The 16,201-nt window shown below is 59.0% G+C and carries 20 protein-coding genes and 1 riboswitch; of the genes, 16 read left to right on the top strand and 4 right to left on the bottom strand.

Annotated features, from left to right (window positions below; genetic code table 11):
* Nucleotides 1–60 precede the first annotated feature (60 nt).
* From nfsA to ACB032_RS06825, 3 genes are all read left to right on the top strand, one after another.
* Nucleotides 61–786, top strand: coding sequence for an oxygen-insensitive NADPH nitroreductase (gene nfsA, locus ACB032_RS06835; protein WP_043162912.1), 726 nt, complete (start codon nucleotides 61–63; stop codon nucleotides 784–786).
* A gap of 188 nt (nucleotides 787–974) precedes the next feature.
* Nucleotides 975–1,739 (top strand): DNA repair ATPase, encoded by a 765-nt coding sequence (locus ACB032_RS06830; protein WP_011705685.1) that lies wholly within the window; start codon nucleotides 975–977, stop codon nucleotides 1,737–1,739.
* Nucleotides 1,733–2,287 (top strand): VOC family protein, encoded by a 555-nt coding sequence (locus ACB032_RS06825; protein ID WP_371137621.1) that lies wholly within the window; start codon nucleotides 1,733–1,735, stop codon nucleotides 2,285–2,287. Before ACB032_RS06830 ends, ACB032_RS06825 begins: the two co-directional genes overlap by 7 nt.
* A 46-nt stretch (nucleotides 2,288–2,333) precedes the next feature.
* On the opposite strand, the gene ACB032_RS06820 is transcribed toward ACB032_RS06825, so the two are convergent.
* The gene (locus ACB032_RS06820; RefSeq protein WP_371137620.1) at nucleotides 2,334–3,542 is read right to left on the bottom strand and encodes an MFS transporter; all 1,209 of its coding nucleotides are present in this window, start codon (nucleotides 3,540–3,542) and stop codon (nucleotides 2,334–2,336) included.
* Between the two features lie 93 nt (nucleotides 3,543–3,635).
* Here ACB032_RS06820 and ACB032_RS06815 point away from each other — a divergent pair, with 93 nt between their 5' ends.
* The gene (locus ACB032_RS06815; protein ID WP_044799810.1) at nucleotides 3,636–4,511 is read left to right on the top strand and encodes a LysR family transcriptional regulator; all 876 of its coding nucleotides are present in this window, start codon (nucleotides 3,636–3,638) and stop codon (nucleotides 4,509–4,511) included.
* 73 nt (nucleotides 4,512–4,584) lie between these two features.
* Entirely contained in the window at nucleotides 4,585–5,559 is a 975-nt protein-coding gene (gene cysB, locus ACB032_RS06810) for an HTH-type transcriptional regulator CysB (protein ID WP_010634254.1), read from the top strand.
* A 78-nt stretch (nucleotides 5,560–5,637) separates the two neighbouring features.
* On the opposite strand, the gene ribA is transcribed toward cysB, so the two are convergent.
* Nucleotides 5,638–6,231, bottom strand: a complete 594-nt coding sequence (gene ribA, locus ACB032_RS06805; protein WP_010634253.1) for a GTP cyclohydrolase II — start codon at nucleotides 6,229–6,231, stop codon at nucleotides 5,638–5,640.
* Between the two features lie 249 nt (nucleotides 6,232–6,480).
* Here ribA and cmk point away from each other — a divergent pair, with 249 nt between their 5' ends.
* The 6 genes from cmk to pyrF all read left to right on the top strand — a co-directional run bounded on the left by cmk (nucleotide 6,481) and on the right by pyrF (nucleotide 11,737).
* Entirely contained in the window at nucleotides 6,481–7,173 is a 693-nt protein-coding gene (cmk, locus tag ACB032_RS06800) for a (d)CMP kinase (RefSeq protein WP_101148903.1), read from the top strand.
* 93 nt (nucleotides 7,174–7,266) lie between these two features.
* Entirely contained in the window at nucleotides 7,267–8,937 is a 1,671-nt protein-coding gene (gene rpsA / locus ACB032_RS06795) for a 30S ribosomal protein S1 (RefSeq protein ID WP_011705690.1), read from the top strand.
* A gap of 95 nt (nucleotides 8,938–9,032) precedes the next feature.
* Complete coding sequence (gene ihfB, locus ACB032_RS06790; protein WP_011705691.1) at nucleotides 9,033–9,317, top strand: integration host factor subunit beta; 285 nt, start codon at nucleotides 9,033–9,035, stop codon at nucleotides 9,315–9,317.
* Nucleotides 9,318–9,473: 156 nt separating this feature from the next.
* Nucleotides 9,474–9,758 (top strand): LapA family protein, encoded by a 285-nt coding sequence (locus tag ACB032_RS06785; protein WP_011705692.1) that lies wholly within the window; start codon nucleotides 9,474–9,476, stop codon nucleotides 9,756–9,758.
* Nucleotides 9,759–9,767: 9 nt separating this feature from the next.
* Nucleotides 9,768–10,934: a lipopolysaccharide assembly protein LapB gene (gene lapB / locus ACB032_RS06780; protein ID WP_371137619.1), complete on the top strand. Its 1,167-nt coding sequence runs from the start codon at nucleotides 9,768–9,770 to the stop codon at nucleotides 10,932–10,934.
* A 101-nt stretch (nucleotides 10,935–11,035) separates the two neighbouring features.
* Entirely contained in the window at nucleotides 11,036–11,737 is a 702-nt protein-coding gene (gene pyrF, locus ACB032_RS06775) for an orotidine-5'-phosphate decarboxylase (RefSeq protein ID WP_252377016.1), read from the top strand.
* Between the two features lie 47 nt (nucleotides 11,738–11,784).
* Here pyrF and rrtA read toward each other — a convergent pair whose 3' ends face one another.
* Complete coding sequence (gene rrtA / locus ACB032_RS06770; protein WP_230599436.1) at nucleotides 11,785–12,363, bottom strand: rhombosortase; 579 nt, start codon at nucleotides 12,361–12,363, stop codon at nucleotides 11,785–11,787.
* Here rrtA and ACB032_RS06765 point away from each other — a divergent pair.
* From ACB032_RS06765 to ACB032_RS06745, 5 genes are all read left to right on the top strand, one after another.
* The gene (locus ACB032_RS06765; RefSeq protein ID WP_371137618.1) at nucleotides 12,293–12,979 is read left to right on the top strand and encodes a tRNA-uridine aminocarboxypropyltransferase; all 687 of its coding nucleotides are present in this window, start codon (nucleotides 12,293–12,295) and stop codon (nucleotides 12,977–12,979) included. The two genes, rrtA and ACB032_RS06765, sit on opposite strands and share 71 nt — an antisense overlap.
* Nucleotides 12,980–13,001: 22 nt before the next feature.
* Complete coding sequence (queC, locus tag ACB032_RS06760) at nucleotides 13,002–13,709, top strand: 7-cyano-7-deazaguanine synthase QueC (RefSeq protein WP_201975256.1); 708 nt, start codon at nucleotides 13,002–13,004, stop codon at nucleotides 13,707–13,709.
* A 61-nt stretch (nucleotides 13,710–13,770) separates the two neighbouring features.
* On the top strand, nucleotides 13,771–14,442 hold the full coding sequence (gene queE / locus ACB032_RS06755) for a 7-carboxy-7-deazaguanine synthase QueE (protein ID WP_045791049.1): 672 nt from the start codon (nucleotides 13,771–13,773) through the stop codon (nucleotides 14,440–14,442).
* Between the two features lies 1 nt (nucleotide 14,443).
* Nucleotides 14,444–14,674, top strand: a complete 231-nt coding sequence (locus tag ACB032_RS06750; protein ID WP_005299948.1) for a DUF3820 family protein — start codon at nucleotides 14,444–14,446, stop codon at nucleotides 14,672–14,674.
* Entirely contained in the window at nucleotides 14,671–15,234 is a 564-nt protein-coding gene (locus tag ACB032_RS06745; RefSeq protein ID WP_011705700.1) for a cob(I)yrinic acid a,c-diamide adenosyltransferase, read from the top strand. The genes ACB032_RS06750 and ACB032_RS06745 overlap by 4 nt, the downstream gene beginning before the upstream one ends.
* Before the next feature lie 66 nt (nucleotides 15,235–15,300).
* Here ACB032_RS06745 and ACB032_RS06740 read toward each other — a convergent pair whose 3' ends face one another.
* Nucleotides 15,301–15,705: an H-NS family nucleoid-associated regulatory protein gene (locus ACB032_RS06740; RefSeq protein ID WP_270826966.1), complete on the bottom strand. Its 405-nt coding sequence runs from the start codon at nucleotides 15,703–15,705 to the stop codon at nucleotides 15,301–15,303.
* 321 nt (nucleotides 15,706–16,026) lie between these two features.
* A riboswitch (Lysine riboswitch) is annotated at nucleotides 16,027–16,198 on the top strand.
* Nucleotides 16,199–16,201: the final 3 nt, after the last annotated feature.

Below are 16,201 nucleotides of genomic sequence, written 5' to 3'. Positions count from 1 at the left end.
AGGGGCCTTGGGCCCCTCGCTGTTTTTGGGTAGAGTGTGGGCTTCGTCTCTGGAGGCAACATGAACCCGACTCTCGACCTTATTCTCGCCCATCGCTCCATTCGTCAATTCACCGCCGAGCCCATCACCGACATTCAGCTCGACCAGATCCTGAGCGCGGCCCAGGCCGCTTCCAGCTCCAGCTTCCTGCAGGCCAACAGCATCATTCGGGTGACCGACAAGGCACTGCGCAGCCGCCTGGCCGAGCTGGCGGGACACCAGGCCTATGTGGCCCAGGCCGCCGAGTTCCTGCTGTTTTGCGCCGACTATCATCGCCACTGCGAAGTGGTGCCGGATGCCCAGACCGGCTTTGTGGAGCAACTGCTGATAGGCGCCATCGACGGCGCCCTGATGGCCCAGAATGCCCTGCTGGCAGCCCAATCCATGGGGCTTGGCGGCGTCTATATCGGCGGGATCCGCAACAATCCGGCTGCCGTGAGCGAGGCGGTGGGGCTGCCACATCAGGTGATCCCGCTGTTCGGCCTCTGTCTCGGCCACCCCGCCCAGGCACCCGAACAGAAACCCCGTTTGCCTCGGGCCCTGGTGGTGCATGAAAACCGCTATCAGACCGAACTGGATCGTGAGCTGCTTGCCGGCTACGACCAGCAGATCGAGGCTTACTACCAGTCCCGCAGCAGCAACAACAAGCAGCAGAGCTGGAGCGGCCAGATCCGGGGCATCCTGGGCAAGGAGGCACGCCCCTTCATGCAGGATTTCCTGCGATCCAGAGGGTTCAACCTCAAGTAATGGGCCCGATGGGCGATACTAAGGGGTAATGGCGGTGTCGCCAGCGCCGCGTGATCCTGGCTTTCCCTTGTGCTCCTGCCCGTCTGGGCACAACAAATCGGGGGCAAGCTCCGCGCTGCGGACTACCTTAACTAGGTAAGCTGTTGTAGGATCACGCAATTGGATTGGGACAGGAGTTTGGACTTCCTATGATTTTAACCTTGGTATTGCTGTCTATTGGCGCACTCCTGTTTCTGGTCATCGCCTATAACGTGGTGCAGCAATATAAGCAGAAGGCAGAGGCCGACAAGCGTCACGCCATCGCCCGCCACAAGTCGGTGGTGGATGAAACCGAAGAGATGCTGCTTAACGTCAACCTGGTGCCCTTCTCCAAGAACATAGTGTTGCTGTTGCAGCACCGGATCCTCGATGCCTATCGCGCCATCGCCCTGGTGATGCCGAGCGGCCAGCTCAAGCAGCGCATTGCCGACGTGCAGACCCAGATCAAGAACGTGCAGGAGAACTACAGCAGCCAGGATGAGGGGCACTTCAAGACCCCGGAGTCTGATCGCCAGGCCATCCAGATGCTGCAGCTGGTCAAGAAGATGCGGGCCGTGCTGCGGGTCGAACACAACAAGGGCAAGATAGATCCGCAGGGCTTTGCCCAGGAGGATCGCCGCCTCGAGCTGATGCAGCTCAAGATCAACATCGCCAACCTGGTGAAGCGGGCCATGGATGCCCAGATCCAGGGGCAGTTCGGCACTTGCCGGCAGCTCTACACCAAGGGGCTTTCAGCCCTGGCCAGCGTCACCGACAAGGATCCCTACCTGATGGCCCGTGAAGAGGACATGCGGCAGGGCCTGGCCGGACTCGATGCCCACCTGCAGGAGCACAGCGAGAAAGAGCTGCAAAGCATCAAGGACAAAGAGGCGGACGAGCTGGACGTCCTGTTCCAACCCAAGAAGAAATGGTGATTATGTCGCACTCACTCGATACCACACTGGGGCCGATGGCCCCATTTGTTTGCCAGCTGTTGACCGAGCTGGAAGCCCTCGCCATCCATCCCGCCGCCATCGAGGTGGACCACCTCTGCTACCGGGCCGCCACCCTGTCGGAATACCAGGCCCTGAAGGCTCTATTGGCAAGCCATGGTGACCTGCTGGTGGAGGGGATGATTGGCGGACGGCCCATCGCCACCTACCGCCTGCATCAACCGGTGCCCCATACCTACGGCATCGTGCCCTGCATCGAGCTGGCGGCGCCCAAACCGGGTCGCAACCACCAGGCTGGGCTGGAACATATCGAACTGGTGGTGCCTTCGCTGGACGCCTTGTTGGCAGCCCATCCCGAGGTGCCCTTCAAAACCGGTAACCTGCGCGATGAGCGCAATCCTGACGTGGTGGTGATGCTGGCCTCTGGGCAGATCAAATTTCATCTGCGCACCTTGGCCGAGGTGATCGAGGAAGAGCTGGTGAGCGGCGCCGTGGTGCCGGTGCCTGCCGGCTACTACGACCAGCCTTGATGAAACGGGGCCGCTTGACCGGCCCCGTTTCATAGCCGAGATAGCATCAGGGATGGCAGATGCGGGGGCGGGCGGGGCGCCCCTTCAAGTGGCCAAGCCAGAGGCTCAACCCCGCCGTGATGACCAGTACCAGCTCGATGCCGAGCACCAATCCCCCAAGCCCTCCCTGTTCCCAGAAAGGGTGCAGATAGAGCCCCCCCAGACTGGCCCCCAGATAGTAACCCACCAGATAGAGCGACGAGGCGAGCGCCCGGTTGCACTCCACGTGCTGGCCGACCCAGGCGCTGGCGCAGGCGTGTGCAAGGAAAAAGCCGAAGCTCGAGATGAGCAGGCCTGAGAGGATGGCGCCGAGCGAGCCGCCCAGCAGTAGGGCGCTGCCGAGCGCCATCAGGGCTATGCCGACCAGCAGCAGGCGCTGCGCGCCCCAGCGATGGGCACAGCGGCCGCTGAGGGAGGAGGCCACCGTCCCCGACAGATAGGTCAGAAACAGCATGCCGAGCCACTGGGTAGGCAAGGAGAATGGGGGGCTGGCCAGCAGGAAGGTGAGGTAGCTGTATTGGTTCAGAAACACCATGAAGTTGAGGCCGCCGATGAGGTAGGCCCCCACCAGCAGCGGATTGCCGAGGTGGCTGGCGATCGCCTGGCGAAACTGACCCGGCTTGGCGATGACGGGCACGAAACGGGTCTGGGCCGGCAGTAGCCAGATGACGATAGGCAGCAACGCCAGGCTGATGAGGCCGATGCCGAGAAAGGTGTGCTGCCAGTCGCCAAACCAGCCAGCCAGCAGACCGCCGACCACCCGGCCGGCGATGCCCCCCAACGAGTTGGCGGCGATGTAGACGCCGACGGCGGAGAGCAGGGCCCGCTTGCTGAACTCTTCCCCCATGTAGGCGATGGCGGTGGCGGGCAGCCCCGCCAGCAGGACCCCCTGCAGGATCCGTAGCAGCAGCAGTTGTTCAAATTGACTGACTAGGCTGATGAGCAGGGATAGCAGGATGGCGCCGGTCAGACTCCACAGCATGATCCTGCGTCGGCCGAAGCGATCCGCCAGCCGGGCGCAGACAAGCAGCGAGGTGGCGAGCCCAGCGGTGCAGCCGGCCAGGGTCCAGCCGGCCGACAGCGAGCTGACGGAGAACACCTCGGCCAGCAGCGGCAGCAGCGGGTGGGTTTGATAGAGATTGAGAAACACCAGGAAGGAGCCCAGGCTGAGGGCCAGGGTGGCGCGGATCCATTCACGACTACCGACTTCGATCATATGCAATTGTCCTGACAGCTTTGTTGCAGGTTAGTGCGCGCCAGAACATAAATATAATATATTTAAGTTATCCATCTGATAAGACAAATTGATATGGACCTGAAACAGCTCACCTATCTGCTGGCGGTACGGGATGCCGGTTCCTTTACCAAGGCGGCCAACGGGTTGCACGTGGCGCAGCCCGCCATCAGCATGGCCATCGCCAAGCTGGAGCAGCAGCTCGAGCTGCGCTTGTTCGACCGTCAGGATCGCAACGTGCGGCTCACCCCGGAAGGGGAGGTGCTCTGCCGCCATGCCGAGCGCCTGCTGCGCCAGATGCATCAGGCCGAGGCCGAGATGGCCGAGCTCAAGGGGCTGGAGCGTGGAGAGGTGCGCATCGGCATCCCCTACATGATGGGCTCCTATTACTTTCCGCCGCTCCTGATGGCCTTCAAGCATCGCTACCCCGGCCTCAAGATCCGGGTGGAGGAGGCGGGCACCCGCGAGCTGTTGAGCCGCATGGTGGACGGCTCGCTGGATCTTGCCATCCTCATCACCAGCGATCTGCCGCCAGCGCTGGAGGGGGCCCAGCTGCTGCGTGAAGAGATGTTGATGGTGGTGGGGGAGGAGCATCCGCTGCGTCAGGTCCGGAGCGTATCGCTGAGCGAGTTCTTCAGCCAGGAGCTGGCGATGTTTCGCCGCGGCTTCTATCACCGCGAGCACATGGAAGCGCTGGCCCAGGAGCTGGGCTGCGAGCCCGATATCGCCTTTGAGAGCAACCTCATCCCGCTGCTCAAGGCGGTGGTGAAGCAGGGGTTTGCGGTGACCACCTTCTTGCGGATGGCGCTGGACGAAGAGCCCGCCCTGACCGGGATCCCGTTTGCTCCCCCGATCTTTCTCGATCTGTGCGTGGCGTGGCGGCGGGGGGATCCGCTCTCCATGGCGAACCGCGCCTTGCGGGATTTTTTGCTGGCGCAGGCACAGCCATAAATGGCCAAGAAGGAAAGGCTATCAGGCAAAAGTTTGTTAGTATTAGTTCAAGTCGCCTTTAGAGCCTAACATCATGAAACTCCAACAATTGCGTTATATCGTTGAGGTTGCCAACCACAGACTGAACGTGTCGGCAACGGCAGAGAGCCTCTACACCTCTCAGCCAGGGATCAGCAAACAGGTGCGCATGCTGGAAGATGAGCTGGGGATCCAGATTTTCGAGCGCAGCGGCAAACATCTGACCCAGATCACCCCGGCTGGGCGGGACGTGATCAAGATTGCCAACGAGATCCTGGGCAAGGTGGAGAGCATCAAGTCGGTGGCGAGTCAGCACACTCACCCCGAGCAGGGCACGCTCCACATTGCGACCACCCACACCCAGGCCCGTTATGCGCTGCCTGATGTGATCAAGGGCTTCATCAAGCGCTTTCCCAAAGTCTCCCTGCACATGCACCAGGGCACGCCGACCCAGATCAGCGAAGCCGTGGTCAAGGGCCAGGCCGACTTTGCCATCGCCACCGAGGCGCTGCACCTGTACGAAGATCTCATCATGCTGCCCTGCTACCACTGGAACCGCAGCGTGATCGTGCCCAAGGGCCACCCGCTGACCCAGGTGGGCAAGCTCTCCATCGCCGACATCGCCCGCTTCCCGCTGGTGACCTATGTGTTCGGCTTTACCGGCCGCTCCGAACTCGACACCGCCTTCAACCGGGCCGGCTTTGAGCCCAACATCGTCTTTACCGCCACCGATGCGGACGTGATCAAGACCTATGTCCGGCTGGGGGTGGGGATCGGCGTAATGGCGACCATGGCGCTGGATCCCCAGGTCGATACCGATCTGGTGGCGCTCGATGCCAGCCACCTGTTTGCCCACAGCACCACCAAGATCGGCTTTCGCAAGGGCTCCTTCCTGCGTACCTACATGTATGACTTCATGACCCGTTTTGCCCCGCATCTGACCCGGGACGTGGTGGAGCGTGCCATTGCCCTGCGCTCCAGCGACGACGTGGATGCCATGTTTGCCGATATCGAGCTGCCCATCCGCTAGCGCCGCGGCGATATGAGAGCAACAAAAAACGCCTCCCGATGGGAGGCGTTTTTCATGGCGACGAGCGGCGAGGTGGGATCACTTCTTGAACATGTGATCCAGCTTGTTGGCCTTGGTCGAGAGGTAGAACTCGTTGTGGGGATTGCGCCCTTCCTGCAGGGGTACCCGCTCCGCTACCGGAATGCCGAAGGATTCCATCGCCTTCATCTTGCGCGGGTTGTTGGTCATCAACTTGAGGGATTTCACCTCCAGCTGCTTGAGCATGTCGGCGCAGATGGTGTAATCGCGCATGTCGGCGGCAAAGCCGAGCGCCACGTTGGCCTCGACGGTGTCGGCGCCCTGATCCTGCAGATGATAGGCCCGGATCTTGTTGAGCAGGCCGATGCCGCGCCCTTCCTGACGCACGTACAGCAAGACGCCGCGGCCTGCCTTGGCGATATTTTCCAATGCAGCCTGCAGCTGGAAGCCGCAGTCGCAACGCAGACTGAACAGGGCATCGCCGGTCAGGCACTCGGAGTGAATGCGGCCCAACACCGGCTCATCACCCGTGATATCGCCCATCACCAGTGCGGCGTGATCCTTGCCGGTGCCGGTTTCCTGAAAGCCTACCAGCGTGAAAGTGCCCCAGGGGGTCGGCAACTTGGATTTGGCCACGAGGGTAACGCTGCTCATAGGTTGCTCCTTACTACAGCTGCTTAAAAAAGGGCGGCCAGTTTAGCGCGCCTTGTGCAGAACGACCATAAGAACAAAACCTTGCACAACTTAATGGTTTGCCAGGTGGTACACAAAGAGGACAGTTGCGACTGGTTTTGCGCAAATGTGTGCCACGACGACTGCCAGGCTCGGCACATTTGGGTATAATCGGCGCCCATTACCCCATCCCTCCCGGGATGTGTGCAACAAGTGTGCAGGAGAGACGTTATGCCGCAGATGGCCCCCGTGATGACAATTGATGGCCCGAGTGGTGCAGGCAAGGGCACCCTGTGTCAGTTGCTGGCTGAAAAACTGGGTTGGCACCTGCTCGATTCCGGCGCCATCTATCGGGTGCTGGCCCTGGCTGCCCTGCATCATGATGTAGAGCTCGATGCCGAAGCTGCGCTGGTTCCCCTGGCCGCCAATCTGGATGTGCAGTTCCAGGTCGATGCCGAGCAGGTGAAGGTCGTGCTGGAAGGGGAGGATGTCTCCCGTACCATCCGTACCGAGGAAGTGGGCAATGCCGCCAGTAAAATTGCCGCCTTCCCGCGGGTGCGCGAAGCCCTGCTGCGTCGTCAGCGAGCATTTCGCCAAGCCCCCGGCCTCATCGCCGACGGTCGTGACATGGGCACCGTGGTTTTCCCGGAAGCCGAGGTGAAGATTTTCCTCGACGCCAGCGCCGAAGAACGGGCTTCTCGCCGCTATAAGCAGTTGCAAGATAAGGGCTTTGATGTTAACTTTGAGCGTCTTTTAACCGAGATTCGGGAACGTGACGATCGCGACAGAAATCGCGCCGTTGCCCCCCTTAAACCGGCAGAAGATGCTCTCGTGGTGGATTCAACCGCCATGTCCATAGACGAAGTGCTGGTAACGGTACTTGCCTATGCAGAGCAACAACTTGGTGATGTCAGTACAAACTGATGTCAGTCGTCTGCACCATGGATGGCGCAGATAATTTAAAACAACCCCGCTTGTGCCGGATTGCAAGTGGATGTTTCATTTGTGACATAAACAATGATCGAATCTTTTGCTCAACTCTTTGAAGAGTCCCTGAACGCCGTTGAAACCCGTCAAGGTTCCATCGTCAAGGGTACTGTCGTTGCTATCGAAAATGGTTTCGTACTGGTTGACGCCGGTCTGAAATCCGAGTCCGCTATCCCGGCTGAAGAATTCAAGAACGCCATGGGCGAGCTGGAAATCAACGTAGGCGACTCCGTTGACGTGGCTCTGGACTCTATCGAAGATGGTTTCGGCGAAACCAAGCTGTCCCGCGAAAAAGCCAAGCGCCACGAAGCCTGGCTGCAGCTTGAAAAAGCTTACGAAGAGCAAGCTACCGTTATCGGTATCATCAACGGCAAGGTCAAGGGTGGTTTCACCGTTGAACTGAACGGCATCCGTGCCTTCCTGCCGGGTTCTCTGGTTGACGTGCGTCCGATCCGTGACACCGCTCACCTGGAAAACAAAGAACTCGAGTTCAAAGTCATCAAGCTGGACCAGAAGCGCAACAACGTTGTTGTTTCCCGTCGTGCCGTGATCGAGACCGAGAACACCTCCGAGCGCGAAAGCCTGCTGGCTAACCTGCAAGAAGGTCAAGAAGTTAAGGGTATCGTCAAGAACCTGACCGACTACGGTGCATTCGTAGATCTGGGCGGTGTTGACGGCCTGCTGCACATCACCGACATGGCGTGGAAGCGCGTTAAGCATCCTTCCGAAATCGTCAACGTTGGCGACGAGATCGCAGTCAAGGTTCTGAAGTTCGACCGCGAGCGTACCCGTGTATCCCTGGGTCTGAAGCAGCTGGGCGAAGATCCCTGGGTTGCTATCGCCAAGCGTTACCCGGAGACCACCCGTCTGTCTGGCCGCGTGACCAACCTGACCGACTACGGCTGCTTCGTTGAAATCGAAGAGGGCGTGGAAGGCCTGGTACACGTATCCGAGATGGATTGGACCAACAAGAACATCCACCCGTCCAAGGTTGTTAACGTTGGCGACGTGGTTGATGTGATGGTTCTGGACATCGACGAAGAGCGTCGTCGTATCTCCCTGGGTCTGAAGCAGTGCAAATCCAACCCGTGGCAGCTGTTTGCCGAAACTCACGCCAAGGGCGACCGTGTTTCCGGCAAGATCAAGTCCATCACTGACTTCGGTATCTTCATCGGTCTGGATGGCGGCATCGACGGCCTGGTTCACCTGTCTGACATCTCCTGGAACAACCAGGGCGAAGAAGCCGTGCGTGAATTCAAGAAGGGCGACGAGATCGAAGCCGTTGTTCTGCAAGTGGACCCGGAGCGCGAGCGCATCTCCCTGGGTGTCAAGCAGATCGAAGAAGACCCGTTCAATAAGTACCTGTCTGACAACAAGAAAGGTGCTATTGTGAAGGGTAAGGTTACCGAGGTTGATGCCAAGGGTGCCGTGATCGAACTGGCTGACGGCGTAGAAGGCTACCTGCGTGCCTCCGACGCTGCTCGTGACCGCGTAGAAGACGCCACTCTGGTGCTGTCTGTTGGTGACGAAGTTGAAGCCAAGTTCATGGGCGTTGATCGCAAGAACCGCACTGTAAGCCTGTCTGTCCGCGCTAAGGACGAGGCTGATGAGCGTGTTGCTATCGACAGCCTGAACCAACAAGAAGAAGTTGTGTTCAGCAATGCCATGGCTGAAGCGTTCAAAGCCGCCAAGGGTGAATAATCCTTGATGCAAGAAAAGGGCGGCGTGTCACGCCGCCCTTTTTTATCATTGGCGTAATGAATATTGCATGTGATCGGGGAAGGAGATTTAACGTTATGACCAAATCAGATCTCATCGAACAATTGGCTGCCAGCCGCATGCATATGCCGGCCAAGGATGTCGAAGCTGCCATCAAGGAGATCCTTGAGCAGATGGCATCGACTTTGCAAAACGGCGACCGGATTGAAATCCGTGGATTTGGAAGTTTTTCACTGCACTATCGTGCCCCCCGCGTGGGCCGCAACCCCAAAACCGGGGACAAGGTTGAATTGACCGGGAAATATGTTCCCCATTTCAAACCTGGCAAAGAGTTACGCGAGCGTGTGAACATCGCTGAATAATGCAGAAAATGGCATACTTGGGTATGCCTTTTTTGTTTTTATGGTTTGCCTTGTGGCAATTGTCCGGTTTCTCCAAGTCTTTTCCCATTCGCTCTAGAGTCTGCCGGTGATTTTAAGGATAATCAGCCTTTCATTAGATACTGACAGGGAGCTCCTATGAAGCGTATCTTGGCCCTCATTCCACTGGTGCTGGTGTTTATTCTGACCCTGGCCGTCGGTTCGCAAAATGGCCAGCTGGTGCAGTTCAACTATCTGATTGCCCAGGGCGAGTTTTCACTCTCCATGTTGCTGGGATTCTTTTTTGGTGGTGGCTTCCTGCTGGGCTGGCTGGTATTCGGTCTCTTGTTCCTGCGTCTGAAGATGCAGAATCGCACCCTCAATCGCACCATGCGCCGTCAATCCCGCGAGTTGGAGCTGGCTCGGTCGGCTGCCAAGGAATAATGTCCCTCGATGCTTGAACTGCTTTTCCTGCTGTTGCCCATTGCTGCCGGCTACGGCTGGTACATGGGGCGCAGGAGTGTTCGCCAGGACACCCAGAAACAGAGTAACCAGTTTTCCCGCCAGTACGTGGCGGGCCTCAATTATTTGTTGTCCGATGAGTCAGACAAGGCGGTGGATCTCTTTATCCAGCTGCTGGAAGTGGACAGCGAAACCATCGAAACCCACCTCTCCCTCGGCAACCTGTTTCGCCAGCGTGGCGAGGTGGACCGTGCCATCAAGATCCACCAGAACCTGGTCACCCGCCAGCTGACCCGGGAACAGCGCCAGCTGGCGTTGCAGGAGCTGGCGCGCGACTTTCTTGCTGCCGGTCTGCTGGACAGGGCTGAGGCGCTGTGGAACGAGCTGTGCGATGACAGCGACTATGAAGAGACGGCGCTGGCCCAGCTGTTGATCATTCACCAGCAACTGCGGGATTGGGACAAGGCCATCGACGTGGCGGTACGGCTGCAGAAGTTTCAGGGCAAGAAGCTGGCCGAGCCCATTTCCCATTTTTACTGCGAACAGGCAGAGAGCGCCTTGCGTGACGGGGACAAACCCGCCGGGCTTGCCAAGCTCAAGCGGGCGCTCAGTGTCAACCCCGCCTGTGCCCGTGCCAGCCTGCGTCTGGCGGAACTGGCCATGGCAGCAGGGGAGTACGAGCAGGCCAGCAAGGATCTCTTGCGGGTGTTCGAGCAGGATATCGACTTTGCCTCCGAAGCCATTCCCTCCCTCAATGAGTGCTACCAGCGCCTGGGCCGTGCCCACGATCTCATCCCTCTGCTGGAGCAGGCGGTGGAGGATCATGCCGGCGTCAGTGTGACCCTGGCACTGGCCAAGCTGGTGGAGGAGCGCGATGGTCTGAGTCAGGCCCGTGCGCTGGTGTTGCGCCAATTGCGCCGTCATCCCTCCATGAAGGGCTTCTATCAGCTGGTGGGGTTCCAGCTGGCAAGCGCTGAGGAGGGCCCCGCCAAGGAGAGCCTTGAGCTCTTGCAGCAGCTGGTTGGCGAGCAGATCAAGATCAAATCTACCCACAAGTGCCGGCAGTGCGGTTTTGCCACCCACTCCCTGTTCTGGCAGTGTCCCTCCTGCCGCCAGTGGGGGTCCATCAAGCCGATCCGCGGCCTGGACGGGGAGTAAGAGCCACCACAAGATCATGAGCCAGGCCCCTGCGGCCTGGTGTTTTCAGGTCGAGCCGGGGCCAAGCTCCGGGCGGCGAATAACCATCGATAGGAAGTGAGATGCTAGATCCCAAAGTACTGGTTGCGCTGGATTATCAGCACGAGGCCGATGCCTTCGCCTTCATTGAACGTATCTCCCCGGCCCAGTGCCGTCTCAAGGTAGGCAAGGAGATGTTTACCCTGTTTGGCCCCCAGTTCGTGCGTCAGCTGGTTGCCAAGGGATTTGATGTCTTTCTGGATCTGAAGTTTCACGACATTCCCAACACCGTCGCCAAGGCGGTAGCTGCCAGTGCCGAGCTCGGCGTCTGGATGGTGAACGTGCACGCCAGCGGTGGCGAGCGGATGATGCGGGCCGCCAAGGAGGCGTTGCTGCCTTATGGCGACAAGGCGCCTTGGCTTATCGGGGTGACCGTGCTGACCAGCATGGAGCAGGCCGACATGGCGCCGCTGGGGCTCACTGTCGGCCCGGCCGAGCAGGTGATTCGGCTGGCCAAATTGACCAAGGAGGCGGGGCTCGATGGGGTGGTCTGCTCCGCCGAAGAGGCGCGTGAATTGAAGGCACAGCTCGGCGCCGACTTCAAGCTGGTGACGCCGGGGATCCGTCCCACTGGCTCGGCTGCCGGGGATCAACGCCGGGTCATGACACCGCTGGCGGCGGTGGAGGCGGGGGCCGACTATCTGGTAATTGGCCGCCCCATCACCCAGGCGGCCGATCCTGCCGCCATGCTGGCAGGCATCAACGCCGAGCTGGCAAATCGATAATGGACAGGATGCCGGCCCGATGGGGCCGGCATTGCATCAGGGGCGGCTCACTCCTTGGGAGCAGGCTCGCGCAGAGTGATCGGGAGCAGGCCGAGCAACAGGCCGGCGCCCGAGCCAATCAGATGTGATTCAATGTGTACCCTGGCGCCGATGAGGGCGGACACCGGGCTCTCTCCTGCACTGTAGAAGTCCACCCCGAGCTTGATCGCCACCCCTGCCAGCATCAACCAGCCGGAGTAGCGGCGATAGCGGATATCCTGCAGCGCGCCCCAGACGAACAGGCCGTGCAGCGCGCCCGACAATCCCATGTACCACTGGGTCTGCGGACACCACCACCAGATACCGAGCCCGACGGCGGCGCCGAGCAGCAACAGCAGCAGCGGCAGCCGACAACCGGTCAGGTATTCGCGAAACAGGCTGTAAAGTACCCACAACCCGCTCAGATTGAGCAGCAGGTGCCACAGATTGGTGTGGGCCACATTGCCTGTTATGATGCGCCACCCTTCACCCTGGGCTATCAGGGTGCGATCGAAGGAGAGCTGGTGATTCGGCACGATGAAAAAGAGCAGCAAACTGGCGAGTGAAAGCGTGATGACCCAGAGCAATCCTGATTTTTCTGACAACATGAAACAGTCCGACGACAACAAGAGCCGCTACTGTACACGTTGCACCAGAGCCCTCAAAGCCTGTCTGTGTGATTATATTCGGCAGGTGCCGCATCTCGCCCCTCTTCATATTTTGCAGCATCCGAGCGAAGTCGGGCATCCCAAGGGAACCGCCATCCTGCTGGCCGCCTCGCTGGCGCAGGCCCGCCTGCATGTGGGCGAACAGGTGGCCGACGTTCCCGAGCTGGCGGCCTTGCTGGCCGATCCCGCGCTGCAGTGTTATCTGCTGTGGCCGGATGAGAAAGCCATCTCGCTTGCCAGGGTGCGGGAGAGGGAGACGGCCGAGCCGGCTCGCCGGGTCTGTTTTTTGCTGCTCGATGGCACCTGGCGCAAGGCCTACCGGATGCTGTACAGCAACCCTGAGTTGCAGCAGCTGCCGCGGATAAAGCTGGACGCCATCGCGGGGCAATATTCCATTCGCAAGAAGCCGTTTGCAGAGGCGCTGTCGACCCTGGAAGCGGGCTACCATCTGTTGTCCCAGTGGGAGAGGGCGCCCGATCGCTTCGCCCCGCTGATGACCCTTTTTACCCATTTGAACCGGCAGTGGCATGATTTTGCCCAGGGCCGGCGCAGTTGAACTGCCCAGAGGAGAATAATTCGTGAAAAAAGCCGTCGTGGTATTCAGTGGTGGTCAAGACAGCACCACCTGCCTGATTCAGGCCTTGTCCCGTTATGACGAGGTGCACGCCATCACCTTCGATTATGGTCAGCGCCATCGGGAAGAGATCGAGACGGCGCGCCGTCTGGCCAGTGGGCTCGGCATCGCTGCCCACAAGGTGATGGACGTGACCATGCTGGGCGAGCTGGCCATCTCGGCCCTGACCCGGGACGAGATCCCGGTGAGCTTCGAGCTGCAGGACAACGGCCTGCCCAATACCTTCGTACCGGGCCGCAACATCCTGTTCCTCACCCTGGCCGCTATCTACGCCTATCAGGTGGGTGCCGAGGCGGTGATCACCGGGGTGTGCGAGACCGATTTCTCCGGTTATCCCGATTGCCGTGACGAGTTCGTCAAGGCGCTCAATCAGGCAGTCTCCTTGGGGCTGGATCGCGCCATTCGCTTCGAGACCCCGCTGATGTGGCTCGACAAGGCCGAGACCTGGGCACTGGCGGATCACTACGGCCACCTCGACACCGTGCGCCAGCAGACGCTCACCTGCTACAACGGCATTGCCGGCGACGGTTGCGGTGCCTGTCCGGCTTGTGATTTGCGCAGCCGCGGCCTGCAGCAGTACCTGGCCGACAAGGCGGGCGTGGCGGCTCGCTTGCACCAAAAAACCGGGCTGGGCGAGAAAAGCGGATGCTGAACCTGCGTCTCGGCCATGCTTGGGGTATAATCCGCGACTTTTGCAACCAGCCGTGACCAAGATGCACTACCCAATCAACGAGATATTCCAGACCATCCAGGGAGAGGGGGTCTTCACCGGCCTGCCCGCCATCTTCGTTCGCCTGCAGGGCTGCCCGGTGGGATGCCCCTGGTGCGATACCCGCCATACCTGGGTGGTCGATCCTGCTCGTGAAGTGGGGGTACAGGCGGTACTCGACTGCTCCAACGAATCCGATGGCTGGAGCAAGATGAGCACGGAGCAGATCCTGGCCAGCTTCCAGCAGCTCGGTTATCAGGCGCGCCACGTGGTGATCACGGGGGGGGAGCCCTGCCTCTATGATCTGCAGGATCTCTCTGCCGCTCTGATTGAGGCGGGTTATCAGGTGCAGATCGAAACCAGCGGTACCAGCGAGATCCAGACCCATGAGCAGACCTGGGTCACCGTATCTCCCAAGATCAATATGAAGGGAGGGCTGCCAGTGCTGGTCTCTGCCCTCGAGCGGGCCAACGAGATCAAGCATCCGGTGGCCACCGAGCGCCATGTAGAGGAGCTGGATGCGCTGCTGGCCACCGCCCGCTTGCGTGAAAACGTGGTGATCGCGCTGCAACCCATCAGCCAGAAACCCAGGGCCACTCAATTGGCGATGACAACCTGCATTGCCCGCAATTGGCGGCTCTCCATCCAGACTCATAAATATCTGGATATCGATTGAGATGGAGTGGTTGTCCGACGAGCGGGTATTGTTGTCCCTGGCCAACAAGATGCCTTACGGCAAATATCGGGGACGTCGCATCATCGATATTCCGGAGCCTTATCTGGTGTGGCTGGCCCGCACCGGTTTTCCCGCCGGTTCACTGGGTCAAACGCTGGCGCTGGCCTATGAAATCAAGCTCAACGGGCTGGAATCCATGATTGTTCCCATTATTAACAGGATGTCGGTATGAGGATATATACGAGGCAGGGCGACAAGGGCATGACTCGCCTGGCCGATGGGCTGCAACTGGCCAAAGACGATATGCGGGTAGAAACCTATGGTTATATTGATGAATTAAATTCTCATATAGGTCTTCTTATTGCCGAGGTGCCTGCGGCCGAAACCGGATTATTGGCTGACTTGTTATTATTGCAACAGGAATTGTTCGATCTGGGAGGGGAGCTGGCATTTTCCAGCGCCGCTCAGGAAGCTGCCATCTGGCAGGTGAATAATGAGTGGACCTTGCGGCTGGAACAGCAGATCGATGCCTACAGCGCCAATTTACCTGTGCTGCGCAATTTTATTTTGCCCAGTGGTTCCCGTGCGGCGGCGCAAGCCCATGTGGTGCGAACCCTCACCCGGCGCTGCGAGCGTCTGCTGCTGACCCTGAGCCGCAGCGAGCAGCTCAATCCGGCCATTCTGCCCTACATGAACCGGCTGAGTGACTGGTTCTTCACCATTGCCCGCTACCTGCTGGCCTGTACGGCGACCCCCGAAGTGCTCTGGGTCAAGGCTGCAGAGCGGGGCTGATAGCCAGGCTACAGACAATAAAAAACCTCGCGATGCGAGGTTTTTTATTGCGCCGATGCGGCTTTATCAGATGGCAAATTCTTCGACGGATTTACCTTCGGCAACGGCCTTGGCAATCACGGAAGGCATGCGGCCCTGGCCGGTCCAGGTTTTTTCCACGCCGTTGTCCATATAACGGTATTTGGCCGGGCGGGGGGCACGTTTGCCCTTGCTGGCCTTGGCTGGTTCAACGGCCACGGTGCCAACCAATTCGGCCGGATCGATACCGGCGGCTTTCAGCATTTCGGCATATTCGTTAATTTTACGCAGATGTTCTTCGCGAGCCTGACGCTCGGCGGCTTCATCCTGCTGGCGCTCGCTGACAATAGCGGAGAGCTTTTCCAGACCTTCTTCCAATTGTTCCAGCGTCAGCTCACGGCAAGTGGCACGCAGGCTACGGACATTCAGCAGGACTTTCAAAAATTCGTTCATAGTGTTCACCACGCGAGCAAAAGAGTGAATTAAATAGATATAGTAATTTTGGCTAATTTATACGGCCATTTATGATCAAGTCAAGTCAGCTGAATTAATAAATTCATAGTGGAAATTAAGTGATCTATTTTGGATTCAGGCCCGATTCAGCAATATTGGCAATGTACATACTCGACTGAGTTCTTGATAGATGAAAATAGCGACAAAATCATAATGTTTGCACCATTTGACTACCACCATGCCATTTTAAGCCACGCCATTTGGTGATTTAATCAAAAAACTTGCTATAACGTGTCGGCACGATAAAATGTGCCTCGAATACCTTTAAGTAGAGGCGCGCTGCCTATGACTACTTGTGCGGAGGGTGATGCCTGTGATGCACGAGGAAAGGAGTCAGCGCCGAAGTGGCCAGGCCATCATACCGGGCTGCTGGTTCTGCATCTAATAGGTGCAGGACTGCCATAGTCATCCACTATGGAGCGCTACCTGAAGGGGC

Origin of the sequence: Aeromonas sp. S5(2024) (assembly GCF_041403025.1) — a bacterium.
GTDB classification, from domain to species: domain Bacteria; phylum Pseudomonadota; class Gammaproteobacteria; order Enterobacterales; family Aeromonadaceae; genus Aeromonas; species Aeromonas hydrophila.
The sequence above is the reverse complement of the archived record's forward strand: the minus strand, read 5'-3'. Positions and strand labels throughout refer to the sequence as shown.